Raw genomic sequence first — 23,894 nt, 5'->3', positions numbered from 1 at the left:
ATCTGGTTTTAATTTTTAAGAAGCAAATAAACTGTTGTTGCCAGCGACAGCAAAGTGATAACAGTACTGATAGACTGTATACCAGTCTGTCCTGTACCCCACGTTTTTTGTTTTAATGGTTTTACGTAAATATAATCGTTAGGCTGTAAATAATAATAGGGCGATTTCATTACATTCACATCTGTAAGGTCAATATCATGCATCTGAACTCCGGTCGGTGTCTGACGAATTACGGTTACCGCTTTTCTGTCACCTACGGTTGTAATATCACCCGCATTTGCAATAGCCTCCATAATATTTACATGCGACTGAAATAATGTTTTTGTCCCCATACTTCCAACCTCACCATTTATAGTATATCTAAAGCCTGCTAATTTTACTGTAACAAAAATATTAGCCTCACTTTTAAAATATTCTTCCAGCAATTTTTTTTCAATGATCAATCTCACCTCTTCAAGGGTATAGCCAATAACATTTATTTCTCCTAAAATCGGCATTCTGATATTTCCATGATCATCAACGGTAAAACCTTCAAAATACAAAGCTGACTCTGATTTCTCCGTTGCCCCTCCTGTTGTAGACTTACTAAAAATAGCAACCAGCTTAGGGTCAATCGCCTTTATATCAACGGTTATAACATCATTAGTTTGTAATCTGTAAGGCTTAGACTCGACAGCAGCGATAGTATTTTGCTCTCCGGAAGTATTTTTATCTTGTAAATACACCAAGTCTTTTACAGGAATACAAGATGTAAATAATACACTAATCAATAGTAATATATAAAAGCTGTTTTTTGTCATTGTAATTATTTTATCGGCAAATATAGGTTTTCCTTTAATCTTCAGGAAATCTACTTTTTAATTGATCTTATTTAATTGTTTTTGAACGTTTTTTCAAACGGAATACGATGCAAAATACTTCGTCCAAGTGTAACTTCGTCCGCATATTCTAACTCATCCCCAACTGAAATACCTCTTGCAATTGTTGAAATTACAATATCTGACTCCGCAATTTGTTTGTAGATATAGAAATTTGTCGTATCACCTTCCATTGTTGAGCTTAATGCAAAAATAATCTCCGTTACAATTCCGGATTTTACTTTTTCCACCAGACTTGAAATATTTAACTGACTTGGACCGACGCCTTCGATAGGAGAAATTTTTCCGCCCAAAACATGATAAATACCTTTGTATTGGCCTGTATTCTCAATTGCCATTACATCCCGAATGTCTTCGACCACACAAATCAACTGATGATTTCTTGCTGAATTAGCACAGATTTCACAGACTTCTGTATCTGAAATATTATGGCAACTTTTACAAAACTTTATATCCTCACGCATGTTTAGCAATGCCTGAGACAAAAAACCTGTTTGTTCTTTAGGTTGTTTTAATAAATGCAACACCAATCGCAAAGCTGTCCTCTTACCAATTCCGGGTAATTGCGACATTTCATTGACTGCTTTTTCTATTAATTTTGATGAAAATTCCATACCTCCAAAAGTACTATTTTTATGGTTCTTTTATTTTGGCTTACTAACACTGAAACTCATTTAGCATCGCTAATCTGCAAAAAAGATACCCGAAAAAGTTCTGAAAATTAATATTGATTTGTAGCCAATAAAACTAAAGTACACGCAACCTCTGCCTTGATATTATTTAGTTCCAGCAATTGGTATAATTCAGGATTCTCAGTTCCGGGATTAAAGACTACCCTTTTTGGCTGTGCTTCTATGATATAATTATAGTAATCACGCTGACGGGAAGGATTTAAATATAAAGTTACAGTATCAATATTTTTCACGGGAATAGCTTTCGTGTAAATTTTTACCCCGGCAACTTCACCGGTATTTTGGCCAATTGCCAAAACAGTATGTCCTTTTTGGACCAATGCATTTATAGCTTTATAAGCGTAGCGATCTGGTTTTGTGCTAGCACCCAGAACTAGAGTTTTTTTGTTTTTCATCATTTTAAAATATGCTACAAAAGTAATCAAAAAGAATGAGCTTATTTTACGTTATTTTCACAGAAATAGTAGCAATAAAAAAACAATCTCCAAACATGAATATGCCGTGAAATATTAAAAATTGACTATTTTTACTCCACTAACCCAAACAATATGGATTTATTCATTTACTTATTTGCTGCTCTTTTCTCCGTATTAAACCCAATCGGCACAGTTCCTATTTTTGTTGGACTGACACAGCATGATTCTCAGAAAGAGCGCTCGAGAATTTCATTATGGACTGCGATAAACGTTTTTATCATTTTGATTGTTTCTTATTTTATCGGTCAGTATGTATTGACTTTTTTTGGAATCAGTATTGATGCACTTCGAATTGCGGGCGGAATTGTAATTGTAAGCTCGGGATTCTCCTTGCTTTCCGGAAAATTCAACAAAAAACGAGGGATCAATAAAAAAATTGAAAATGAAGCTCAACAACGAAACGACATTGCCTTGACTCCATTAGCAATTCCAATGTTAGCCGGCCCCGGTTCAATTTCTTTGTTGATTGCTTTTTACCAGGAACATCACGGAATGGAAGAAATTATTATTTCAACTTTAGCAATTCTTGCTATTGCTGTAGCAATTTTTGCTATTCTAAAAAGCGCACATTACTTAGCCCGAATACTGGGAGCATCAGGAATTGTGGCCATTTCCAGAATTGTTGGTTTTATTGTTATATCAATCGGAATTCAATATATCGTTAGTTCAATCATTAATATTGTAAAAGGAAATCTAATGTAAACCTATTTTCATCTATAATATTCTGACAAAAACGATGTTTTATGGGATATTTTTTTATCTTTAAAACTTAGAATTTTTAATCCAAATGGCGTTATATTTGAGCCTTCGGAAAATTTATATTTATTATGGAACAGAAAATACATCAGGGAAGAAACGTAAAACGTTTCAGAGAAATGCTTGGTATCAAACAGGAATCATTGGCTTTTGATCTGGGAAATGACTGGAATCAAAAGAAAATCTATATGCTGGAGCAAAAAGATGTAATCGAAGAGGATATCCTTGATCAAATCTCGCATGCCTTAAAAATTCCTGTGGAAGCTTTTCAGAATTTTGATGAAGAGCAGGCAGTAAATATTATTTCGAACACCTTTGGAGAACACGCCTTTACTAATTCATTTAATGGAACAGTTAATATTCATCCAATTGAAAAATTGATTTCACTTCACGAAGAAAAGATAGCTTTGTTTGAACGAATGTTGAAAGAAAAAGATGAAATGATGGCAAGGCTTGAAAAATTAATCAAGAAGTAACATTAGATATCATAATTTATAAAACAAAGGCTCAACCAAATAGTTGAGCCTTTGTTTTATAAAATTTTATTATTTCCGTTTTAACTTCTCGGCAAAAACACTTCTGCCATCATGCATCTTGCGCTTCCACCGCCGCAAGCTTCAATGGTATCCAGGCTTGAACTCAAAATTTCAGCATGAGCTTCTAATTGTGTAATTTGTTTTGGAGTTAAGCTTTGGTGAGCCGAAGCACTCATTACAATATACTTCTTATCATTTGTACCTTTAACTTCCAGCATATTCCCGGCAAAATTATTCACCTGAGCTTCTGTAATTAGAATAATCTCTTTTTTATCCGCTTTTAGGTTATCTAAAACCATTTTGCGTTCTTTTTTATCATCGATACAATCTGCACAAATAACAGCGAAAGTTTCCCCTAAACACATCATAACATTTGTATGATAAATTAGTTTGCGTTCACCATCAACGGTTTGAAAGGCTTCAAAAATAACCGGTGCATAATCAAAATCCTCACAGAACTCTATAAACAGCTCTTCATCAGCACGTGGAGATAACGCACAATATGCTTTTGCATTAGCCCTGTCTAAAAGTAGACTTCCTGTTCCTTCCAGAAAAAAGCCATCTTCTTCAGCCGATGTGTAATCCATTATATTTGAAATTACAAAACCTTTATCTTCAAGAGTGTCTAAAATATCTTCACGACGTTCCTGACGACGATTTTCGGCAAACATAGGATACAATGCCACATCACCATTTTCATGAAATGAAACCCAGTTGTTTGGAAAAATACTATCTGGTGTATCTGTCTCTAAAGTATCGTCAATCACTGTAACATCAACTCCTACCGCTCTCAATTTTTCAACGAAAGTATCAAATTCCTGTTGTGCTTTTGCATTTACCGTACTTGGCAAAAATCCGTCTAATACTTTTTGATAATAATTATTTACAGCCGTTTGCTCGTTCATTCTGAAAGCAACCGGACGAATCATTACGATTGCATTTGTAGTTTGTTTCATTTTCTTTATATTTTTTTGTTTCAAGTTTCAGGTTTCAAGTTTCGTAAAGAACGTGAAACTTGAAACCTGAAACTTGAAACTTATTTTCTAATCTCTAATTAATGGTAAAGTTGAACATCTCAACAATCCTTCCTGCTTTGCAATTTCAGCATACGGAATTTCTTCCACCGTAAAACCATTGGCACGTAGCCAATTGTTGAGTCTGGTAAAATTTTTCTCAGAAACTACTACATTCGTATCTATTGAAAATACATTCGAAAACATATGGTACATTTCATTCCTTTCGATGTGAAATAAATTTTCTTTTCCAAAAAGGTTGACTAAATACAAATAATCAGCTTCCTCACGAAATCCACGTTTATAGATAATTCCTTTGTCTTTTCCTACTGGTTGAAAACAACAATCTAAATGCAGCGCATTATCCCTTGCCTCAAGTTTAGATTTAACCAGATCAAATTCTTTTACAATTTTATTCGGAAATAATTCTTTAATATAGTTTACGCCTTGCATATTGGTTCGGGCAGTGATATAGTCTTTGTAATCACTTCCTTTATAAGTCCCGATAAAAATATGATCATTCCAAAGCATGACATCTCCTCCCTCAATATGAACTTCTTCCGGAGGACGAACTACTTTGGTTGCATCCATCTGATCAATCACATATTGAATTGCATCTAATTCTCTTTCCCTGTCAGGCAAAATGTTAGATTTCACAAAAGTATCATCAATTACAAAACCAATATCCCTGGCGAAAATTTGGTTATAATTTTCTATCATCTCAGGACGATAGACCTTTACATCATATTTTTGAAAAACAGCATTAAAAGCATCCATTTCAGCAACCATATCTTTTTCAATAGGATAAGTTCCTGCCTTAATATGTTCCAATGATTTAGGATCATAAGCTTCATCAATAGATGGAGTCGGCCCATTATGAACAGCAGAACCCAAAACTACTGCACGTAATCTTGACGTTTCGTTCTTTATATTTAATTGCAACATAGCTTTATTATATTTTGGGCAAATATAAAAAAAGCTTCACAGTTAAGTGAAGCTTTTAAAGTTATTTTATCTGTTAGACTTAAAGTCTCTTAATGGGTGTCCTGTATAAATTTGTCTAGGTCGCCCGATTGGTTCTTTATTTTCACGCATTTCTTTCCATTGTGCGATCCATCCCGGTAATCTGCCAATGGCAAACATTACGGTAAACATATCAGTTGGAATTCCTAATGCTCTGTAAATAATTCCGGAATAGAAATCTACATTTGGATATAAATTTCTTGATTTGAAATAATCATCTTCAAGAGCAGCTGATTCTAATTTTTTAGCAATTTCTAAAATAGGATCATCAACCCCTAAAGTCTCTAACACTTCTTTAGCTGCTTTTTTGATGATTTTAGCTCTCGGATCAAAGTTTTTATAAACTCTGTGACCAAATCCCATTAAACGGAAAGGATCATTCTTATCTTTTGCTTTCGCTAAAAATTTATCGGTATCGCCACCATCTTTATTAATTTCTTCCAGCATTTCAAGAACCGCCTGATTTGCACCTCCGTGAAGTGGTCCCCAAAGAGCTGAAACACCAGCAGAGATAGAAGCAAATAAACCAGCATGAGAAGAACCAACCATTCTTACTGTTGAAGTAGAACAGTTTTGCTCGTGATCTGCATGAAGAATAAATAATTTATCTAAAGCATCAACGATAACAGGATTTGCCGAGTAAGGCCCTGTAGGCAATTTAAACATTAATTGCATAAAATTATCAACATAACCTGTTGTGTTATCGTAGTAATTTAATGGATATCCCATAGATTTTCTATAGGTCCAGGTAGCAATTACAAGAAATTTACCCATTGTTTTACAAATGGCTTCGTACATTTCTTTTTCATTCTCAACATTTACCGCTTTTGGATTAAATGCCGTTAAAGCACTTGTCAAGGCAGATAAAACACCCATTGGATGTGCTGTTTTTGGAAAACCGTCAATGATATTTTTCATTTCTTCGTTGACCAAAGTATGTTTTTTGATACCATTTTCGAACTGCTCCAATTCCTGGGCTGTTGGAAGTTCTCCAAAAATTAAAAGATAAGATACTTCCAGAAAACTAGCCTTTTCAGCTAAATCTTCAATGGAGTATCCTCTGTAACGCAAAATTCCTAATTCTCCGTCTAAGAAAGTGATTTCACTTTTACAAGAACCAGAATTTTTGTATCCCGGATCAATTGTAATAATACCTGTTAAATCACGTAATTTGTTAATATCGATAGCTGATTCATTTTCGCTCCCTGTGATTACCGGAAGTTCAATTTTTTGACCATCTACTTCTAATGTAGCTATTTTTGACATAATATATCGGAAATAAATCTTTAAAATAATAATTTATCAAATCTAAGGAATTTAAGACTAATTAAAAAAAGAATCCTGCTATGAATTTGTTAAAACTCCAAAAAAAAACCATTCGCAGAAACGAATGGTTCAATTTTAATATATAACTCTTACTTTTATTTGATCTTGAAAGCGTTTAATCCCGGGAAGTAAGCCGTACTTCCTAACTCTTCTTCAATTCTCAATAACTGATTGTATTTTGCCATACGATCAGAACGGGAAGCAGAACCTGTTTTAATTTGACCACAGTTTAAAGCTACTGCTAAGTCTGCAATAGTATTATCTTCTGTTTCTCCTGAACGGTGAGACATTACTGAAGTATATCCTGCATTTTTAGCCATATTTACAGCTGCAATAGTTTCTGTCAAAGTACCAATTTGGTTAACTTTTACTAAAATTGAATTAGCGATTCCTTTTTCAATTCCAGTGGACAAACGTTCAACATTAGTAACGAACAAATCATCACCTACTAATTGAACTTTATGTCCAATTTTTTCAGTAAGAAGTTTCCAGCCATCCCAATCATTTTCATCCATTCCATCCTCAATAGAGATAATTGGATATTTAGCTACTAATTCAGCCAAATAATCAACTTGCTCGGCAGAAGATCTAATTTTACCCGTTTCTCCTTCAAATTTAGAGTAATCGTATTTACCGTTTACATAAAATTCAGCAGAAGCACAGTCAAGAGCAATCATGATTTCGTCACCAAAAGTATATCCGGCATTTTCAACTGCTAATTTGATAGTATCTAAAGCATCTTCAGTACCACCCGCTAAATTCGGAGCAAAACCACCTTCATCACCAACAGCAGTACTTAAGCCTCTGTCGTGTAATACTTTTTTCAAACTGTGAAAAATTTCAGTTCCCATTTGCATAGAATGAGAGAAAGAAGTTGCTTTTACAGGGAAGATCATAAACTCCTGGAATGCGATAGGAGCATCAGAGTGAGAACCTCCATTGATAATGTTCATCATTGGAACAGGCAATGTATTAGCAGAAACCCCGCCAACATATCTGTACAATGGCAATCCAAGTTCATTAGCAGCAGCTTTTGCAGCAGCCAAAGAAACTCCTAAAATTGCATTAGCACCTAATTTAGATTTATTTGGAGTACCGTCTAAATCAATCATTAACTGATCAATTGTATTTTGTTCAAAAACAGAAGTTCCAACTAATTCTTCAGCAATAACGGTATTTACATTATTCACTGCATTTAAAACTCCTTTTCCAAGAAATGCTTTTCCTCCATCACGTAGTTCAACAGCTTCATGTTCTCCAGTTGAAGCTCCAGATGGAACAGCAGCTCTTCCTAAAACTCCGTTTTCTGTTACAACATCAACTTCAATAGTAGGATTACCTCTGGAATCAAAAATTTGTCTTGCGTGAACTTTAATTATAATACTCATTATTTTTGTTTTTTATTAATAAATTATATTTTTTTTCGAAATTATAAAAATATTTAATAGAAAAAATGCATTTTAACCATTAAACACCTTTACTTATTAACTATATCGTTTTAGCAGTAGCAAGTTTAATATTCTCAACAAACTGATCGAACAAATAAGAGGAATCATGTGGTCCCGGACTAGCTTCCGGATGATATTGTACTGAAAAACAATTCTTATTTTTCATACGCATACCAGCAACAGTTTCGTCGTTTAAATGTAAATGTGTAATCTCTAAATCCGGATGATTGTCTAATTGCTCCTTGTTTACTGCAAAGCCATGATTTTGTGAAGTAATCTCACCTTTACCTGTAATTAAATTTTTAACAGGGTGATTGATTCCACGGTGACCATTAAACATTTTGTAAGTCTGAACTCCGTTTGCCAAAGCAATTATCTGATGTCCTAAACAAATTCCAAATAAAGGTTTGTCATCAGCAAGAATATCTTTGGCTACTTCGATAGCTCCAAAAAGAGGATCCGGATCACCAGGCCCATTTGACAAGAAGTATCCGTCCGGATTAAATTCCGACATATCTTTATAAGTCGAATTGTAAGGATATACTTTTATGTAACAATCTCTCTTGGCAAGATTCCTTAAAATATTCTTTTTTATTCCAAGATCCAAAGCAGAAATCTTATAGGAGGCATTTTCGTCACCAAAAAAATAAGGCTCAGTAGTTGAAACTTTCGATGCCAACTCTAAACCTTCCATATTTGGCACATTGGCCAATTCTTTTTTCAAATCTTCAATCGAAGTATCGTCCGTACAAATAACCGCATTCATCGCACCATTGTCACGAATATAACTTACCAGGGCTCTGGTATCAACATCCGAAATACAGATTAAATTTTGTTTAATAAAATAATCTTCTAAACTTCCGGAAGAGTCTTCTCTGGAATAGTTAAAGCTGAAGTTTTTACAAACTAAGCCAGCAATTTTGATGCTGTCTGATTCAATTTCTAAATCATTAACACCATAATTTCCAATATGAGGATTCGTTGCAACCATAATTTGCCCAAAATAAGAAGGATCTGTAAAAATCTCCTGATATCCGGTCATTCCCGTATTAAAACAAACCTCTCCAAAAGTTTTACCACTAATACCAATAGATTTTCCGTGAAAAATAGTCCCATCGCTTAGTAATAAAATGGCGCTTTGTCGTGTAGTGTATTTCATTCTTTAGTCGTATTGTTTTTTTATAATTGTTTAATGAAACCCGGCAAGCCCATTTCATTTATAATTAGATATTTTGCAAATTTACTTCTTTAAAAGAGGCCTTCCAAAAAAAAATAAAAATTTCATTCATAAAAATAAAACCTAACTAGTGAAATAAGTTAAATTTCAATTTAAAAAATGCAAAAAAAAAAGGATAAACTAAAAATTAGTTTATCCTTGATTTCTATAGAATCATTACTTTCATAATTATTCAGAAGCTTCAGTAGTCGATTCAGACTCAGCAGCTGGAGCTTCAGAAGTTTCCTCAGCTTTTTTTGCTTTACCACCACGACGGCTTTTTGCTTTTTTAACTTCTTTTTTACCCCCATTGTAAAGTTCATTGAAATCTACAAGTTCGATCATTGCCATATCAGCATTATCTCCCAAACGATTTCCAACTTTAATGATACGAGTGTATCCACCTGGACGGTCACCAACTTTAGCAGCTACGTCTCTGAACAAGTCAGTTACAGCATATTTGCTACGTAAGTAAGCAAAAACAATACGACGATTGTGAGTCGTATCTTCTTTTGATTTTGTGATTAAAGGCTCAACGAATTGTTTAAGCGCTTTAGCTTTAGCAACAGTAGTGTTAATACGTTTGTGCTCGATAAGAGAACAAGCCATATTAGCCAACATAGCTTTTCTATGTCCAGTCTGTCTGCTTAAGTGATTGAATTTTTTTCCGTGTCTCATTGCTATTTTAAATTTAATCCGCCGTAGCGGATTGAATTATTCTTTATCTAGTTTGTATTTAGCTAAATCCATTCCGAAAGTTAAATTTTTAACTGCAACAAGTTCATCAAGTTCAGTTAAAGATTTTTTACCAAAATTACGGAATTTCATCAGGTCATTTTTATTGAACGATACTAAATCACCAAGTGTATCAACTTCAGCCGCTTTCAAGCAATTTAATGCTCTCACAGATAAGTCCATATCAACAAGCTTAGTTTTAAGCAATTGTCTCATATGCAATGACTCTTCATCATACGATTCTGTTTGTGCAATTTCGTCAGCCTCGAGTGTAATTCTTTCGTCAGAAAATAACATGAAGTGGTGAATTAAAACTTTAGCAGCTTCAGTAAGAGCATCTTTTGGATTAATAGAACCATCAGTTTTAATTTCAAAAACTAATTTTTCGTAATCTGTTTTTTGCTCAACACGGAAGTTTTCAATTGCATATTTTACATTTTTTACCGGAGTAAAAATAGAATCTGTAAAAATGGTACCAATTGCAGCGTTCTGTTTTTTGTTCTCCTCAGCAGGAACGTATCCTCTACCTTTTTCGATTGTTAAATCGAAGTTCAATTTGATTTTCGGATCTAAATTACAGATAACAAGGTCTGGGTTCAGCACTTGAAAACCTGAGATAAATTTTTGAAAATCACCTGCTGTTAATTGATCTTTACCAGAAACAGAAATAGTAACTGCTTCATTATCGATATCTTCAATTTGACGTTTGAAACGTACTTGTTTTAGATTAAGGATAATTTCGGTAACATCTTCAACAACACCTGAAATAGTAGAAAACTCATGATCTACACCTTCGATACGAACAGATGTAATTGCATAACCTTCTAATGCTGAAAGCAAAACTCTTCTAAGTGCATTACCAACAGTCAATCCATAACCAGGTTCTAAAGGTCTAAATTCGAATTTACCTTCAAAATCGGTTGAATCGATCATGATAACTTTATCGGGCTTTTGAAAATTAAATATTGCCATAAATTTCGACTAAGTCAATTATTATTTGTTGTACAACTCTACGATTAATTGTTCTTTAATGTTTTCTGGAATTTGAAGTCTCGCAGGTACAGAAACGAAAGTTCCTTCTTTAAGATCATTGTTCCAGGTAATCCATTCATAAACATGACTTGAATTTGATAAAGAACGTTCGATAGCTTCTAGAGATTTAGATTTTTCACGAACTGCAACTTTATCACCAGGCTTAAGGTGGTAAGAAGGAATATTAACAACTTCACCATTTACAGTAACGTGTCTGTGAGATACAATTTGACGTGCACCTCTTCTAGAAGGAGCGATACCCATTCTAAAAACTACGTTATCCAATCTTGCTTCGCATAATTGTAATAAAACTTCACCAGTAACTCCTTTAGTTGCTGATGCTTTTTCGAATAAATTTCTGAATTGTTTTTCTAAAATTCCATAAGAATATTTAGCTTTTTGCTTTTCCATTAACTGAACAGCGTACTCAGATTTTTTTCCTCTTTTTTTAGCCATCCCGTGTTGTCCAGGTGGGTAATTTCTTTTTTCGAAAGATTTATCATCTCCGAAGATTGCTTCGCCAAATTTACGAGCGATTCTTGTACTAGGACCAGTATATCTTGCCATTTTAAATTGTTTAAGATTGAGATTATGAATTCAGGTCTTATCCTTCGATAATCTATGTTCAATCTAGGTTATACTATAAATTTTGAGTATTAAACTCTACGTCTTTTAGGAGGACGACATCCGTTGTGAGGCATTGGAGTAACATCGATAATCTCTGTAACTTCAATTCCACCGTTATGAATAGAACGGATAGCAGACTCACGTCCGTTTCCTGGTCCTTTTACATAAACTTTTACTTTTTTAAGTCCTGCCTCAAGAGCTACTTTACTACAATCTTCTGCTGCCATCTGAGCTGCGTACGGAGTGTTCTTTTTAGAACCTCTGAAACCCATTTTACCAGCTGAAGACCAAGAAATAACTTCACCTTTCTTATTTGTCAAAGAAATAATGATGTTGTTGAAAGTGGCAGAAATATGAGCTTCACCCGTTGATTCAACGATAACTTTACGTTTTTTTGCAGTTGCTTTAGCCATATTACTTATTATTTAGTTGCTTTTTTCTTGTTCGCAACAGTTTTTCTTTTACCTTTTCTTGTTCTAGAGTTGTTTTTAGTTCTTTGTCCTCTTAACGGAAGACCAGATCTATGACGGATACCTCTGTAACAACCAATATCCATTAAACGTTTGATGTTTAAAGAAACCTCTGAACGTAATTCTCCTTCAATTTTGTAAAATGAAACTGCATCACGAATCGCTCCGATCTCCTCATCATTCCAATCTTGAACTTTTTTGTCTTGGCTAACTTGAGCTTTTTCTAAAATCTCAATAGCTCTACTTCTTCCTAATCCAAAGATATAGGTAAGTGCTATAACACCTCTTTTATTTTTTGGGATATCTACCCCTGCTATTCTTGCCATAATTATCCTTGTCTTTGTTTAAATCTAGGATTCTTTTTGTTTATTACGTACAATCTCCCTTTTCTACGCACAATGATGCACTCGGGACTTCTCTTTTTTACTGATGCTCTAACTTTCATAGTGAATATCCTTTAATATCGATAAGTAATTCTTGCTTTTGACAAATCATAAGGACTCATTTCCAGTTTCACCTTATCACCAGGTAGTAATTTGATGTAATGCATACGCATTTTACCGGAAATATGAGCAATTACGATATGTCCATTTTCTAACTCCACACGGAACATCGCATTTGACAATGCTTCGATGATTGATCCGTCTTGTTCTATTGCTGATTGTTTTGCCATAAATATATTAAGCTACTGCTTTTCTATTTTTACCAGTCTTCATTAAACCATCATAATGTTTGTTTAACAAGTACGAATTGATTTGTTGAATAGTATCTATCGCAACACCAACCATAATTATTAATGAGGTACCTCCAAAAAACATTGCCCAAGATTGTTGTACATCCATAATACTTACAACAATAGCTGGGAACACAGCAATCAAAGCAAGGAATAAAGATCCTGGGAAAGTTATTAAAGACATCACTTTATCAAGAAAATCTGAAGTCTCAGCTCCCGGACGAACTCCTGGAATGAAACCACCGCTTCTCTTTAAATCATCAGCCATTTTGTTAGTAGGTACCGTGATAGCAGTATAGAAAAATGTAAATACAATAATTAAAGTTGCAAAAACAAAATTATACCAAAATCCAAATATGTCACTAAATGCTCCAACGATAGATTGTGATGTGTCTGATTTAGACAATCCAGCTACAGCTGCAGGAATAAACATAATTGCTTGCGCAAAAATAATTGGCATAACTCCTGAAGCATTAAGCTTAAGAGGAATCCATTGTCTATTACCACCTGCTAAATCTTGCTCGTAATCTCCTGTTGTTGTGCGACGAGCGTATTGAACAGGAATTCTACGTACTGCCATTGTAAGCAATACACAAGCGATGATTACTAATAACCACACAATAATTTCAATAACTAATAACATTGGACCTCCATTGTTATTGGTAACTCTGGTTGTAAATTCTTGTATAAAAGCTTGCGGTAAGCGAGCTAAGATACCAACCATAATCAACAATGAAATTCCATTTCCAATACCTTTATCCGTAATTTTTTCTCCAAGCCACATAGCAAAAATTGTACCAGTAACTAAGATAATAACAGAAGAGAATAAAAATTCAGGTGAATTAAAACCTAGTAAGAATGCACTTCCAGGCAACGTTCTGTATAAATTGTAGATATAAGTTGGACCTTGAACCAGTGTAATAGCTATAGTCAACCAACGAGTGATTTGATTAATCTTTTTTCTGCCACTCTCTCCATCGTTTTGAAGTTTTTGTAAATAAGGAATCGCAATTCCCATTAACTGAACAACAATAGATGCAGAAATATAAGGCATAATACCTAAAGCAAAAACTGAAGCTTTAGAGAAAGCACCTCCTGTAAACATGTCCAGGATAGATCCTAAACCATTTTTAGTTTGTCCCGCTAAACCTGTTAATTGAGTTGCGTCAATACCAGGCAGCGTTACATGTGCACCAAAACGATAAACCAAAAGTAATCCTAATGTAATTAAGATTCTATTTTTCAGTTCTTCGATTTTCCAAACATTACTTATTGATTCAATAAATTTCTTCATCTTAATAGATAAGTTATATAGTTACAGCTTCTCCACCAGCAGCTTCAATAGCAGCTTTTGCAGTAGCAGTAAATTTGTGGGCAGTTACTTTTAATTTTGCTTTCAATTCTCCTCTACCTAAAATCTTAACGATTTCATTTTTGGTAGCTAAACGGTTGGCTACGTAATCTGTCATAGAAACAGAATCTGTAATTATACCATTGTCTACTAATAATTGAAGCGTATCTAAATTAACACCTTCGTATTCTTTACGATTGATGTTTGTGAAACCAAACTTAGGCACACGTCTTTGAAGTGGCATTTGCCCTCCCTCAAAACCAATCTTTTTAGAATAACCAGAACGAGATTTTGCTCCTTTGTGACCTCTTGCAGAAGTACCACCTTTTCCTGAACCTTCTCCTCTACCTAATCTTTTATTTTGATTGTGTGTTGACCCTTCAGCTGGTTGTAAGTTACTTAAATTCATAACAGTATTTGTTATTTAGCTTCTTCGACAGAAACTAAGTGTTTAACTTTGTTTATCATACCAAGGATAGCAGGGATTGAATCATGCTCTACAACTTGTCCCATTTTACGTAGACCTAAAGCTTCTAAACCTCTCTTTTGAGAAAGAGGACAGTTGATTTTGCTTCTTACTTGTTTTACTAATAATTTAGCCATAATTTCCTTGAATTAACCTTTAAAAACTTTTTCTAAAGAAACACCTCTTTGTTTTGCAACAGTATGAGCGCTTCTCATTTGTAATAAAGCATCAAAAGTTGCTTTTACCACGTTATGAGGATTTGATGATCCTTGAGATTTAGATAATACATCGTGAATACCTACTGATTCAAGAACTGAACGAACAGCTCCACCAGCAATAACTCCTGTACCATGAGACGCAGGAATTAAGAATACACGTGCACCACCAAATTTACCTTTTTGTTCGTGAGGAACAGATTGTCCGTTCAAAGGAATTTTTACTAAATTTTTCTTAGCATCTTCTACTGCTTTCGCAATTGCTTCAGAAACGTCTTTAGATTTTCCTAATCCATGACCAACTACTCCGTTTTCATCACCTACGACTACAATAGCAGAAAAACCGAAAGCTCTACCACCTTTTGTAACTTTAGTAACACGATTAACACTTACCAGACGATCTTTAAGTTCAAGACCACTTGGTTTTACCAATTCTACATTTTTGTATTTAGACATAATATATTAGAATTTAAGTCCAGCCGCTCTTGCGCCTTCTGCTAATGATTTAATACGACCGTGATATAAATAACCACCTCTGTCAAAAGTGATGGTATCAATCCCGGCTTTTAACGCTTTTTCAGCAACCAGTTTTCCAACAGCAGTAGCGATTTCAACGTTAGTACCTTTTCCTATTTCTTTTTCTCTTGAAGATGCAGCTAATATAGTAACTCCATTTACATCATCAATAAGTTGAGCGTAAATTTCTTTGTTACTTCTAAATACAGATAGTCTTGGGTTAGTAGCAGTACCACTAATCGTTTTTCTAATTCTGAATCTAATTCTCTGTCTTCTATCAGATTTTGTTAATGACATAATCTTATTTTTTAAGCTGATTTACCTGCTTTTCTTCTTAATACTTCACCCACGAATTTAACACCTTTTCCTTTATATGGCTCAGGCTTACGGAAACCTCTGATTTTCGCAGCAACCTGACCTAAAAGTTGTTTATCAAATGATGTTAATTTTACGATAGGGTTTTTACCTTTTTCAGATATTGTTTCCAAAGCCACTTCAGGAGCGATTTCTAAAACAATATTGTGAGAATATCCAAGAGCTAAATCTAACTTTTGACCTTGGTTTGAAGCTCTATAACCAACTCCAACTAATTCAAGTTCTTTTGTAAAACCTTCAGATACACCAATAATCATATTATTGATCAATGATCTGTATAATCCGTGTTTTGCTCTTTGGTCTTTATGATCAGACGATCTTTCTAATAGAACTTGATCGCCTTCAACTTTTACAGTAATGTCCGAAAACTCCTGAGTTAGTTGACCTTTTTTTCCTTTTACCGTAACGATACCGTCTTTAACTTCAACAGTTACTCCGGCAGCGATTACAACTGGGCTTTTACCTATTCTTGACATCTTATTTAGTCTTTAAAATTAGTATACGTAACAAATTACTTCACCACCTACATTTAATTGCTTAGCTTGTTTCCCGGTCATTAAACCTTTTGATGTAGAAACAATAGCAATTCCTAATCCGTTAAGGATTCTTGGTAATTTGGCAGCACCAGCATATTTACGTAAACCAGGTTTACTAATTCTTTGGATATCTTTAATTACAGGCTCTTTAGTATCTTTATCATACTTCAAAGCGATTTTGATTGAACCCTGAACAGAGTTGTCTTCAAATTTGTAACTCAAGATATAACCTTGATCAAATAAGATCTTAGTTATTTCTTTTTTTAGATTAGAAGCTGGAATTTCAACAACTTTGTGGTTTGCAGCCACAGCGTTACGAACTCTAGTCAAATAATCTGCAATAGGATCTGTATACATATGTATTTGATTGCGACTATGGTTTTCGGGAGGCACTCGCCTCCCGAACCTTTAATCAATTAAAATTATTTTTTGGTTTGCAAAAGTACTAACTTATTGCGAGATTACCAAGATGCTTTTTTAACTCCGGGAATTAATCCATTATTAGCCATCTCACGGAAAGTTACACGTGAAATACCAAATTGACGGATATAACCTCTAGGTCTACCTGTTAATTTACAACGATTGTGTAAACGAACTGGTGAAGCATTCTTAGGTAACTTTTGCAAACCTTCAAAATCTCCGGCTTCTTTCAAAGCTTTTCTTTTCTCAGCATACTTAGCTACCGTTTTCTCTCTTTTCACCTCACGGGCTTTCATTGATTCTTTAGCCATGTCTTAATTCTTTTTAAAAGGTAATCCTAATTCAGCCAATAATGACTTTGCTTCCTTGTCTGTTTTTGCAGTAGTAACAAATGTAATATCCATACCTGAAATTTTGTTTACTTTGTCAATATCAATTTCAGGGAAAATGATTTGCTCCAAAACTCCAAGGTTGTAATTACCTCTTCCGTCGAAACCAGTAGCTTTAATACCACTAAAATCTCTAACGCGTGGCAAAGCAGAAGTAATAAGTCTGTCTAAAAACTCATACATTCTTTCACCACGTAAAGTAACTTTTGCTCCAATAGGCATCCCTTTTCTCAATTTGAAAGACGCAACGTCTTTCTTTGAAATTGTAGATACTGCTTTTTGTCCAGTGATCTTTGTCAACTCATCAACTGCATAGTCAATAAGTTTTTTATCAGATACAGCTGCACCAACTCCACGGCTCAAAACGATTTTTTCCAATTTTGGAACTTGCATTACGTTTGTATATCCGAATTCCTCTTTAAGAGCAGAGATTACTCTACTCTTATATTCTTCTTTTAGTCTAGGTGTATATGCCATTACTATAGTACTTGATTAGATTTTTTTGAAAATCTTACTTTCTTATCTCCTTCTACTCTAATACCAACTCTAGTTGTTTCCTTTGTTTTAGGATCAATTAGTGAAATGTTAGATATTTGTATAGAAGCTTCTTTCTTAACGATACCACCTTGAGGGTTTTTAGCACTTGGTTTTGTATGTTTCGAAACCATGTTTACACCTTCAACTATCGCTTTATTTTTCTCACGGTAAACACGTAAAACTTTACCTTCAGCACCTTTATGGTCTCCAGCAATAACTCTTACGATATCTCCTGATTTAATTTTTAGCTTTATCATCTTAAAACGAATTAAAGCACTTCTGGTGCTAATGATACAATTTTCATGAATTGTTTTTCACGAAGTTCTCTTGCTACCGGACCAAAAACACGTGTTCCTCTCATTTCCCCTGCAGCGTTCAAAAGAACACATGCATTATCATCGAAACGGATATAAGAACCATCGGCTCTTCTCACTTCTTTTTTGGTACGTACAACAACTGCAGTTGAAACAGCTCCTTTTTTAACGTTACCGTTAGGAGTTGCATCTTTAATAGATACTACAATCTTGTCACCAACAGAGGCATACCTTCTTTTGGTACCTCCTAAAACACGGATAGTTAAAACTTCTTTTGCTCCCGTGTTATCTGCTACTTTTAGTCTTGATTCCTGTTGTACCATAATTATTTAGCTCTTTCTAAGATTTCAACTAATCTCCAACATTTTGTTTTACTTAAAGGACGCGTTTCGCTAATTCTTACAGTATCTCCAATGTTACAGTCGTTTGTTTCGTCGTGTGCAACGTATTTCTTTGTTTTCAACACGAACTTACCGTATAATGGGTGTTTTACTCTTCTTACTTCAGCAATAACAATAGATTTATCCATTTTATTTGAAGTAACAACACCAATTCTTTCTTTTCTTAAATTTCTTTTTTCTTCCATCTTTCAGCAGAATACAATTATTGTAACTCTCTTTTAGTTAGCTCTGTAGCCAATCTTGCAACTGTTCTTCTTACACTTCTAATTTGAAGTGGGTTCTCAATTGGAGAAATAGCGTGGGCCATTTTTAGGTCAGCATATATCTTCTTAGTTTGACTAAGTTTTTCTTGCAACTCCGCTGCAGAAAGATCTTTTATTTCTGATTGTTTCATAATATACTATAAATTATGCTTCGAAATCTCTAGCAACGACGAACTTAGTTTTTACTGGAAGCTTTTGAGCTGCAAGACGTAACGCCTCTTTTGCAACTGATAAAGGAACTCCTCCAACTTCAAACATAATTCTTCCGGGTTTAACAACGGCAGCCCAATATTCAACGGCACCTTTACCTTTACCCATACGTACCTCAAGAGGTTTCTTAGTAATTGGTTTGTCTGGAAATATTTTGATCCATAATTGTCCTTCTCTCTTCATGAAACGAGTTGCAGCGATACGCGCAGCTTCGATTTGACGAGAGGTTAAGAACATTCCATCTTCATGTACAGATTTAATACCAAACATTCCATTAGAAAGTTCATGCCCTCTTTGAGAGTTACCTTTCATTTTACCTTTTTGTACCTTACGGTATTTTGTTCTTTTAGGCTGTAACATTTTTCTTTAGTTTAAAAATTTACTTTCTTTTACGAGCGTCTGGTTTACCACCTTTATTAAAAGGTTTTCTGTCTCCTCTCGGAGAATCTCCACCTTTACCACCACCAGTTCCGGATTGTTTTTTATCCATTCCTGCAAGTGGGGAAAGATCTCTCTTTCCATAAACTTCACCTTTCATGATCCATACTTTGATACCCATTCTACCATAAGTAGTGTGAGCTTCAGCCAAAGCATAATCAATATCAGCTCTGAAAGTTGATAGAGGAATTCTACCTTCTTTGAAACCTTCTGAACGCGCCATCTCAGCACCATTCAAACGACCAGAAATCAAAACTTTGATACCTTCAGCGTTCATACGCATAGAAGCAGCAATAGCCATTTTGATTGCACGTCTGTAAGAAATACGACTTTCGATTTGACGAGCGATGCTTGTCGCCACAAGATAAGCATCTAATTCAGGTCTTTTAATTTCAAAGATGTTGATTTGAACCTCTTTGTCAGTAACTTTCTTAAGTTCTTCTTTCAACTTGTCTACCTCTTGTCCACCTTTTCCGATAATGATACCAGGTCTGGCAGTAGTGATAGTAACGGTTACAAGTTTCAAAGTTCTCTCGATGATTACTTTAGATACACTAGCTTTTGATAAACGAGCGTGGATATACTTTCTGATTTTGTGATCTTCGGCAAGTTTATCACCGTAATCATTTCCACCATACCAGTTTGAGTCCCACCCTCTGATGATACCAAGTCTATTTCCAATTGGATTTGTCTTTTGTCCCATGCTGCTTAAGAATTGCTTTGTGTGTTATTGATAGCTCCAAGCACGATTGTTACGTGATTAGAACGTTTTCTTATTCTGTGTGCACGACCTTGTGGAGCTGGACGAAGTCTTTTCAACATCATTCCACCATCTACTCTGATCTCTTTAACAAATAATCCAGCTTCTTCTAAATTACCTTCACTATTTTTTTGCTCCCAGTTATTGATTGCAGATAATAATAGTTTCTCTAATTTTCTTGAAGCCTCTTTAGAACTGAATCTTAAGATGTTAAGTGCTCTCTCTACCTTCTGACCTCTTACCAAGTCCGCTACTAAGCGCATTTTTCTAGGTGAAGTAGGGCAGTTATTCAATTTTGCGAAAGCAATAGACTTATTAGCCTCTTTTCTCGCATCTGCTGTTTCTCTTTTACGAACTCCCATTGCTTCTTATTTTTTACCTTTATTTTTTGCTCCAGCATGACCTCTAAAAGATCTAGTTGGTGAAAACTCTCCTAATTTGTGACCTACCATGTTTTCTGTTACGTAAACTGGTACAAATTGACGACCGTTATGAACTGCGATAGTCTGTCCAACAAAGTCCGGAGTAATCATAGAAGCTCTAGACCAAGTCTTTACTACTCCTTTATTACCATTTTCAATGTTTTCCTGAACTTTCTTGTCTAACTTATAATGAACGAAAGGTCCTTTTTTTAATGAACGTGCCATATCTTATTATTTCTTTCTACGTTCTACGATATACTTGTTACTCGGGTTTTTCTTAGAACGAGTTCTATAACCTTTTGCTGGTATTCCATTTCTTGAACGTGGATGTCCACCAGAAGAACGTCCTTCTCCACCACCCATCGGGTGATCAACAGGGTTCATTGCAACAGGTCTTGTTCTAGGTCTTCTTCCTAACCATCTTGTTCTACCTGCTTTACCAGATACAACTAATTGGTGGTCTGAATTAGAAACAGCTCCAATTGTAGCCGAACAAGTTAACAAGATCAATCTTGTTTCACCAGATGGCATTTTAATTGTCGCATATTTTCCATCTCTTGCCATTAACTGAGCAAATGTACCAGCTGAACGAGCGATTACCGCTCCCTGACCTGGACGTAACTCAATACAAGAGATTACAGTTCCTAAAGGAATTCTGCTTAAAGGCAATGTATTACCAATTTCAGGTTGAGATTCAGGACCAGAAACTAATTTCTGACCAACTTTCAATCCGTTTTGAGCAATTACATAAGTTTTCTCTCCATCAGCATAAGCTAACAAAGCGATAAATGCAGTACGATTTGGATCATATTCGATTGATTTCACTGTAGCCGGAATTCCTTCTTTTGTACGTTTGAAATCAATAATACGATATCTCTGCTTGTGACCACCACCCGTATAACGCATGGTCATCTTTCCTTGACTATTTCTACCTCCAGAGTTTTTTATCGGCGCTATCAAAGAGCGTTCCGGCTTATCAGTTGTAATGGCGTCATAACCATTCACAACTCTAAATCGCTGACCTGGGGTAATAGGTTTTAATTTTCTTACTGACATTTTTCTATCTTAGATATTGTTGTAAAAATCAATTGTTTCTCCTTCTTGTACTTGAACAATCGCTTTCTTAATTGCATTTGTCTTTCCACTGATCAAACCACTTTTAGTGTATTTTGTAGTTCTATCCGGTCTTACGTTCATCGTGTTAACTGAAACGATAGTTACTCCATAAGCAGCTTCAACAGCTTTCTTAATCTGAACTTTGTTTGCTTTTTTGTCAACAACGAATCCGAAGCGGTTTAAAACTTCACTTTCTTTGGTTACTTTTTCTGTTACTATAGGTCTAATTATGATACTCATATTCCTATTATTTGCTTAAATTTTCTTCAATTAACTCCAAAGAACCTTCTAAAAGCACTAAATTATTAGTATTTAAAATATCATAAGTGCTTAATTCTGAGCTACTTACAACGCTAGAGGTCTTCAAATTGCGTGACGACAAATATACATTTTTATTTGACTCTCCCAACACAAATAGAGATTTTTTATTTTCTAACCCTAAAGCTTTCAAAACGTTAATGAAATTTTTAGTGTTTGGAGTTTCAAATTTAAAGTCCTCAAGAACGATAATATTTGACTCTTTTGCTTTGATTGAGAAAGCTGATTTTCTTGCCAATCTTTTCAAGCTCTTATTCAATTTAAATGAATAACTTCTTGGTCTTGGTCCGAAAACTGTTCCACCACCTTTAAACAATGGATTTTTGATACTTCCCGCACGAGCTGTACCTGTTCCTTTTTGTTTTTTAATCTTACGTGTACTTCCTGCAACTTCAGCTCTTTCTTTAGCTTTGTGAGTTCCTTGTCTTTGATTAGCAAGATATTGCTTTACATCAAGGTATACAGCGTGATTGTTTGGTTCAATTGCGAATACTGAATCAGAAAGTTGAACTTTTCTTCCAGTATCTTTTCCGTTGAAATCTAATACTTTTACTTCCATTACTTCTGAATGATTACATAAGAGTTTTTATGTCCAGGAATACATCCTTTAATAACAAGCAGGTTCTTTTCAGCCACCACTTTTAAAACTCTAAGGTTTTGAACTTTTACATTGTCTCCTCCCATTCTTCCAGCCATACGCATTCCTTTGAATACTCTAGATGGATATGAAGAAGCTCCCACAGAACCCGGCGCTCTTAAACGGTTGTGTTGACCGTGAGTTGCTTGTCCAACACCACCAAATCCGTGACGTTTAACAACCCCTTGAAAACCTTTACCTTTAGATACACCTTGTACATCTACAAATTCTCCTTCAGCAAAAATAGAAACATCAATAAGATCTCCTAATTTTTGTTCAGTTGCAAAATCTTGAAATTCAACGACTTTTTTCTTAGCAACAGTTCCAGCTTTCTTAAAGTGACCTAAAGCCGCTTTAGTGGAATGTTTCTCGTTTTTGTCATCGAAACCAAGTTGCAACGCTTCGTACCCGTCAACACCTTTGGTTCTGACTTGGGTAACAACACACGGCCCAGCTTCGATTACTGTACAAGGAATGTTTTTCCCGTTTTCGTCGAAAATACTAGTCATGCCGATTTTTTTACCAATTAACCCAGACATAAATATTAATTATTAATTACTAAAATTCCCTTCAATTTGAAAATAACAGAAATTTCCAAACAGGGAGTGCAAAAGTAGACATTAAAATCGAATATACCAAACAGTTACAAAAATTAAATCCATTAGAAAAGCTTTTCAAAAACTAAATACACCATTAAGCCTATGTTATTTTTACATAAAGAAAACAAAAATTGATTTTTATTACAGACCTATTCACCACATAAATCACCTATTTCGAAAATTAAAAACATCGCCAGCTCGCCATACAAAAGACATGCTTGTCAAAAACGAACCAAAACATTAAAAACCAAATATTTAAAATTGAGCGCAAAAGAAAATTAATCAAACAAAAAAAGCGAAACATTTCTGTTCCGCTTTTTTTTTTATAAATATAATAAAAAATTATACTTTGATCTCTACTTCTACTCCACTTGGCAATTCAAGTTTCATTAAAGCATCGATTGTTTTAGATGAAGACGAATAAATATCAATCAATCTTTTGTATGACATTACTTCGAATTGCTCTCTCGCTTTCTTGTTAACGTGCGGAGAACGTAGTACAGTGAAAAGTTTTTTGTGAGTTGGTAACGGAATTGGACCTGTTACAACTGCTCCAGTAGTTTTTACTGTTTTTACGATCTTTTCAGCAGACTTATCTACCAACATGTGATCGTAAGATTTTAGTTTTATTCTGATTTTTTGACTCATTT

At 34.7% G+C, this 23,894-nt stretch carries 39 protein-coding genes; 2 read left to right on the top strand and 37 right to left on the bottom strand.

All coding sequences use genetic code 11. The features are described 5' to 3' along the window. Positions 1–8 precede the first annotated feature (8 nt). From HAV12_RS04095 to HAV12_RS04085, 3 genes are all read right to left on the bottom strand, one after another. Positions 9–800, bottom strand: a complete 792-nt coding sequence (locus tag HAV12_RS04095) for a polysaccharide biosynthesis/export family protein (RefSeq protein WP_132036361.1) — start codon at positions 798–800, stop codon at positions 9–11. A gap of 71 nt (positions 801–871) precedes the next feature. Further along, positions 872–1,492, bottom strand: a complete 621-nt coding sequence (gene recR, locus HAV12_RS04090) for a recombination mediator RecR (protein WP_171568589.1) — start codon at positions 1,490–1,492, stop codon at positions 872–874. 107 nt (positions 1,493–1,599) lie between these two features. Then, positions 1,600–1,965: a CoA-binding protein gene (locus HAV12_RS04085; RefSeq protein WP_132036359.1), complete on the bottom strand. Its 366-nt coding sequence runs from the start codon at positions 1,963–1,965 to the stop codon at positions 1,600–1,602. A 153-nt stretch (positions 1,966–2,118) separates the two neighbouring features. On the opposite strand from HAV12_RS04085, the gene HAV12_RS04080 reads away from it, so the two are divergent. Both HAV12_RS04080 and HAV12_RS04075 read left to right on the top strand, forming a co-directional pair. Beyond that, on the top strand, positions 2,119–2,748 hold the full coding sequence (locus tag HAV12_RS04080; RefSeq protein ID WP_132036358.1) for a MarC family NAAT transporter: 630 nt from the start codon (positions 2,119–2,121) through the stop codon (positions 2,746–2,748). 125 nt (positions 2,749–2,873) lie between these two features. Beyond that, positions 2,874–3,278 (top strand): helix-turn-helix domain-containing protein, encoded by a 405-nt coding sequence (locus HAV12_RS04075; RefSeq protein ID WP_171568588.1) that lies wholly within the window; start codon positions 2,874–2,876, stop codon positions 3,276–3,278. An 80-nt stretch (positions 3,279–3,358) separates the two neighbouring features. Here HAV12_RS04075 and ctlX read toward each other — a convergent pair whose 3' ends face one another. The 34 genes from ctlX to rpsJ all read right to left on the bottom strand — a co-directional run bounded on the left by ctlX (position 3,359) and on the right by rpsJ (position 23,892). After that, entirely contained in the window at positions 3,359–4,294 is a 936-nt protein-coding gene (gene ctlX / locus HAV12_RS04070; protein WP_171568587.1) for a citrulline utilization hydrolase CtlX, read from the bottom strand. 87 nt (positions 4,295–4,381) lie between these two features. After that, positions 4,382–5,296 (bottom strand): dimethylarginine dimethylaminohydrolase family protein, encoded by a 915-nt coding sequence (locus HAV12_RS04065; RefSeq protein WP_171568586.1) that lies wholly within the window; start codon positions 5,294–5,296, stop codon positions 4,382–4,384. A gap of 66 nt (positions 5,297–5,362) precedes the next feature. Next, the gene (locus HAV12_RS04060) at positions 5,363–6,640 is read right to left on the bottom strand and encodes a citrate synthase (protein WP_171568585.1); all 1,278 of its coding nucleotides are present in this window, start codon (positions 6,638–6,640) and stop codon (positions 5,363–5,365) included. 155 nt (positions 6,641–6,795) lie between these two features. Continuing rightward, a complete protein-coding gene (gene eno, locus HAV12_RS04055; protein ID WP_171568584.1) occupies positions 6,796–8,088 on the bottom strand; it encodes a phosphopyruvate hydratase in 1,293 nt (430 codons plus the stop codon). 100 nt (positions 8,089–8,188) lie between these two features. After that, positions 8,189–9,307, bottom strand: a complete 1,119-nt coding sequence (gene carA, locus HAV12_RS04050) for a glutamine-hydrolyzing carbamoyl-phosphate synthase small subunit (RefSeq protein WP_171568583.1) — start codon at positions 9,305–9,307, stop codon at positions 8,189–8,191. Between the two features lie 246 nt (positions 9,308–9,553). Beyond that, positions 9,554–10,042, bottom strand: a complete 489-nt coding sequence (gene rplQ / locus HAV12_RS04045; protein ID WP_127338519.1) for a 50S ribosomal protein L17 — start codon at positions 10,040–10,042, stop codon at positions 9,554–9,556. A gap of 36 nt (positions 10,043–10,078) precedes the next feature. Continuing rightward, positions 10,079–11,071 carry a DNA-directed RNA polymerase subunit alpha gene (locus tag HAV12_RS04040; protein WP_127338520.1) on the bottom strand — a complete coding sequence of 331 codons (993 nt, stop codon included), beginning with the start codon at positions 11,069–11,071 and terminating at the stop codon, positions 10,079–10,081. Between the two features lie 21 nt (positions 11,072–11,092). Further along, the gene (gene rpsD / locus HAV12_RS04035; RefSeq protein ID WP_035619621.1) at positions 11,093–11,698 is read right to left on the bottom strand and encodes a 30S ribosomal protein S4; all 606 of its coding nucleotides are present in this window, start codon (positions 11,696–11,698) and stop codon (positions 11,093–11,095) included. Between the two features lie 89 nt (positions 11,699–11,787). Then, complete coding sequence (gene rpsK / locus HAV12_RS04030; protein ID WP_007803677.1) at positions 11,788–12,171, bottom strand: 30S ribosomal protein S11; 384 nt, start codon at positions 12,169–12,171, stop codon at positions 11,788–11,790. An 8-nt stretch (positions 12,172–12,179) separates the two neighbouring features. Then, positions 12,180–12,554 carry a 30S ribosomal protein S13 gene (rpsM, locus tag HAV12_RS04025; protein ID WP_132036351.1) on the bottom strand — a complete coding sequence of 125 codons (375 nt, stop codon included), beginning with the start codon at positions 12,552–12,554 and terminating at the stop codon, positions 12,180–12,182. A 2-nt stretch (positions 12,555–12,556) separates the two neighbouring features. Further along, a complete protein-coding gene (ykgO, locus tag HAV12_RS04020; RefSeq protein ID WP_072945378.1) occupies positions 12,557–12,673 on the bottom strand; it encodes a type B 50S ribosomal protein L36 in 117 nt (38 codons plus the stop codon). Between the two features lie 12 nt (positions 12,674–12,685). Beyond that, the gene (gene infA, locus HAV12_RS04015; protein ID WP_007136545.1) at positions 12,686–12,901 is read right to left on the bottom strand and encodes a translation initiation factor IF-1; all 216 of its coding nucleotides are present in this window, start codon (positions 12,899–12,901) and stop codon (positions 12,686–12,688) included. A gap of 7 nt (positions 12,902–12,908) precedes the next feature. After that, on the bottom strand, positions 12,909–14,255 hold the full coding sequence (gene secY / locus HAV12_RS04010; RefSeq protein WP_171568582.1) for a preprotein translocase subunit SecY: 1,347 nt from the start codon (positions 14,253–14,255) through the stop codon (positions 12,909–12,911). Positions 14,256–14,268: 13 nt separating this feature from the next. Further along, positions 14,269–14,721, bottom strand: a complete 453-nt coding sequence (gene rplO / locus HAV12_RS04005) for a 50S ribosomal protein L15 (protein ID WP_171568581.1) — start codon at positions 14,719–14,721, stop codon at positions 14,269–14,271. Positions 14,722–14,732: 11 nt separating this feature from the next. Further along, entirely contained in the window at positions 14,733–14,915 is a 183-nt protein-coding gene (gene rpmD / locus HAV12_RS04000; RefSeq protein WP_171568580.1) for a 50S ribosomal protein L30, read from the bottom strand. Positions 14,916–14,927: 12 nt separating this feature from the next. After that, the gene (gene rpsE / locus HAV12_RS03995) at positions 14,928–15,452 is read right to left on the bottom strand and encodes a 30S ribosomal protein S5 (RefSeq protein ID WP_085950926.1); all 525 of its coding nucleotides are present in this window, start codon (positions 15,450–15,452) and stop codon (positions 14,928–14,930) included. 3 nt (positions 15,453–15,455) lie between these two features. Then, the gene (gene rplR / locus HAV12_RS03990) at positions 15,456–15,806 is read right to left on the bottom strand and encodes a 50S ribosomal protein L18 (protein WP_132036349.1); all 351 of its coding nucleotides are present in this window, start codon (positions 15,804–15,806) and stop codon (positions 15,456–15,458) included. A gap of 11 nt (positions 15,807–15,817) precedes the next feature. After that, complete coding sequence (gene rplF / locus HAV12_RS03985) at positions 15,818–16,360, bottom strand: 50S ribosomal protein L6 (RefSeq protein ID WP_131426018.1); 543 nt, start codon at positions 16,358–16,360, stop codon at positions 15,818–15,820. Positions 16,361–16,378: 18 nt separating this feature from the next. Beyond that, positions 16,379–16,777: a 30S ribosomal protein S8 gene (rpsH, locus tag HAV12_RS03980; RefSeq protein ID WP_017495014.1), complete on the bottom strand. Its 399-nt coding sequence runs from the start codon at positions 16,775–16,777 to the stop codon at positions 16,379–16,381. 104 nt (positions 16,778–16,881) lie between these two features. Further along, positions 16,882–17,151 (bottom strand): 30S ribosomal protein S14, encoded by a 270-nt coding sequence (gene rpsN, locus HAV12_RS03975; protein WP_007803655.1) that lies wholly within the window; start codon positions 17,149–17,151, stop codon positions 16,882–16,884. Between the two features lie 3 nt (positions 17,152–17,154). Then, positions 17,155–17,706 (bottom strand): 50S ribosomal protein L5, encoded by a 552-nt coding sequence (gene rplE, locus HAV12_RS03970; RefSeq protein ID WP_017495015.1) that lies wholly within the window; start codon positions 17,704–17,706, stop codon positions 17,155–17,157. 2 nt (positions 17,707–17,708) lie between these two features. Then, complete coding sequence (gene rplX, locus HAV12_RS03965; protein ID WP_007803650.1) at positions 17,709–18,023, bottom strand: 50S ribosomal protein L24; 315 nt, start codon at positions 18,021–18,023, stop codon at positions 17,709–17,711. Positions 18,024–18,034: 11 nt separating this feature from the next. Then, entirely contained in the window at positions 18,035–18,403 is a 369-nt protein-coding gene (gene rplN / locus HAV12_RS03960) for a 50S ribosomal protein L14 (RefSeq protein ID WP_007803649.1), read from the bottom strand. A 2-nt stretch (positions 18,404–18,405) separates the two neighbouring features. Further along, a complete protein-coding gene (rpsQ, locus tag HAV12_RS03955; RefSeq protein WP_059114054.1) occupies positions 18,406–18,666 on the bottom strand; it encodes a 30S ribosomal protein S17 in 261 nt (86 codons plus the stop codon). A 17-nt stretch (positions 18,667–18,683) separates the two neighbouring features. Further along, complete coding sequence (rpmC, locus tag HAV12_RS03950; RefSeq protein ID WP_007803639.1) at positions 18,684–18,875, bottom strand: 50S ribosomal protein L29; 192 nt, start codon at positions 18,873–18,875, stop codon at positions 18,684–18,686. Between the two features lie 13 nt (positions 18,876–18,888). Then, positions 18,889–19,314 carry a 50S ribosomal protein L16 gene (gene rplP / locus HAV12_RS03945; protein ID WP_007803637.1) on the bottom strand — a complete coding sequence of 142 codons (426 nt, stop codon included), beginning with the start codon at positions 19,312–19,314 and terminating at the stop codon, positions 18,889–18,891. Between the two features lie 19 nt (positions 19,315–19,333). Then, the gene (rpsC, locus tag HAV12_RS03940) at positions 19,334–20,095 is read right to left on the bottom strand and encodes a 30S ribosomal protein S3 (protein WP_007803635.1); all 762 of its coding nucleotides are present in this window, start codon (positions 20,093–20,095) and stop codon (positions 19,334–19,336) included. Between the two features lie 5 nt (positions 20,096–20,100). After that, complete coding sequence (gene rplV, locus HAV12_RS03935; RefSeq protein WP_007803631.1) at positions 20,101–20,514, bottom strand: 50S ribosomal protein L22; 414 nt, start codon at positions 20,512–20,514, stop codon at positions 20,101–20,103. A gap of 6 nt (positions 20,515–20,520) precedes the next feature. Further along, a complete protein-coding gene (rpsS, locus tag HAV12_RS03930; protein WP_007803626.1) occupies positions 20,521–20,799 on the bottom strand; it encodes a 30S ribosomal protein S19 in 279 nt (92 codons plus the stop codon). A gap of 6 nt (positions 20,800–20,805) precedes the next feature. Next, the gene (rplB, locus tag HAV12_RS03925) at positions 20,806–21,630 is read right to left on the bottom strand and encodes a 50S ribosomal protein L2 (RefSeq protein ID WP_059114053.1); all 825 of its coding nucleotides are present in this window, start codon (positions 21,628–21,630) and stop codon (positions 20,806–20,808) included. 9 nt (positions 21,631–21,639) lie between these two features. Further along, positions 21,640–21,930, bottom strand: coding sequence for a 50S ribosomal protein L23 (gene rplW, locus HAV12_RS03920; protein WP_017495018.1), 291 nt, complete (start codon positions 21,928–21,930; stop codon positions 21,640–21,642). A 7-nt stretch (positions 21,931–21,937) separates the two neighbouring features. Continuing rightward, the gene (gene rplD, locus HAV12_RS03915; protein ID WP_132036348.1) at positions 21,938–22,567 is read right to left on the bottom strand and encodes a 50S ribosomal protein L4; all 630 of its coding nucleotides are present in this window, start codon (positions 22,565–22,567) and stop codon (positions 21,938–21,940) included. Continuing rightward, on the bottom strand, positions 22,567–23,184 hold the full coding sequence (gene rplC, locus HAV12_RS03910; protein WP_089478369.1) for a 50S ribosomal protein L3: 618 nt from the start codon (positions 23,182–23,184) through the stop codon (positions 22,567–22,569). The genes rplD and rplC overlap by 1 nt, the downstream gene beginning before the upstream one ends. A 402-nt stretch (positions 23,185–23,586) precedes the next feature. Beyond that, entirely contained in the window at positions 23,587–23,892 is a 306-nt protein-coding gene (gene rpsJ, locus HAV12_RS03905) for a 30S ribosomal protein S10 (protein ID WP_007803605.1), read from the bottom strand. Positions 23,893–23,894: the final 2 nt, after the last annotated feature.

The sequence above is a fragment of the Flavobacterium sp. CLA17 genome (assembly GCF_013112255.2).
Taxonomy (GTDB): Bacteria; Bacteroidota; Bacteroidia; order Flavobacteriales; family Flavobacteriaceae; genus Flavobacterium; species Flavobacterium circumlabens.
Note: the sequence above shows the minus strand (reverse complement) of the source record. Positions and strands in the feature narration are given on the sequence as shown.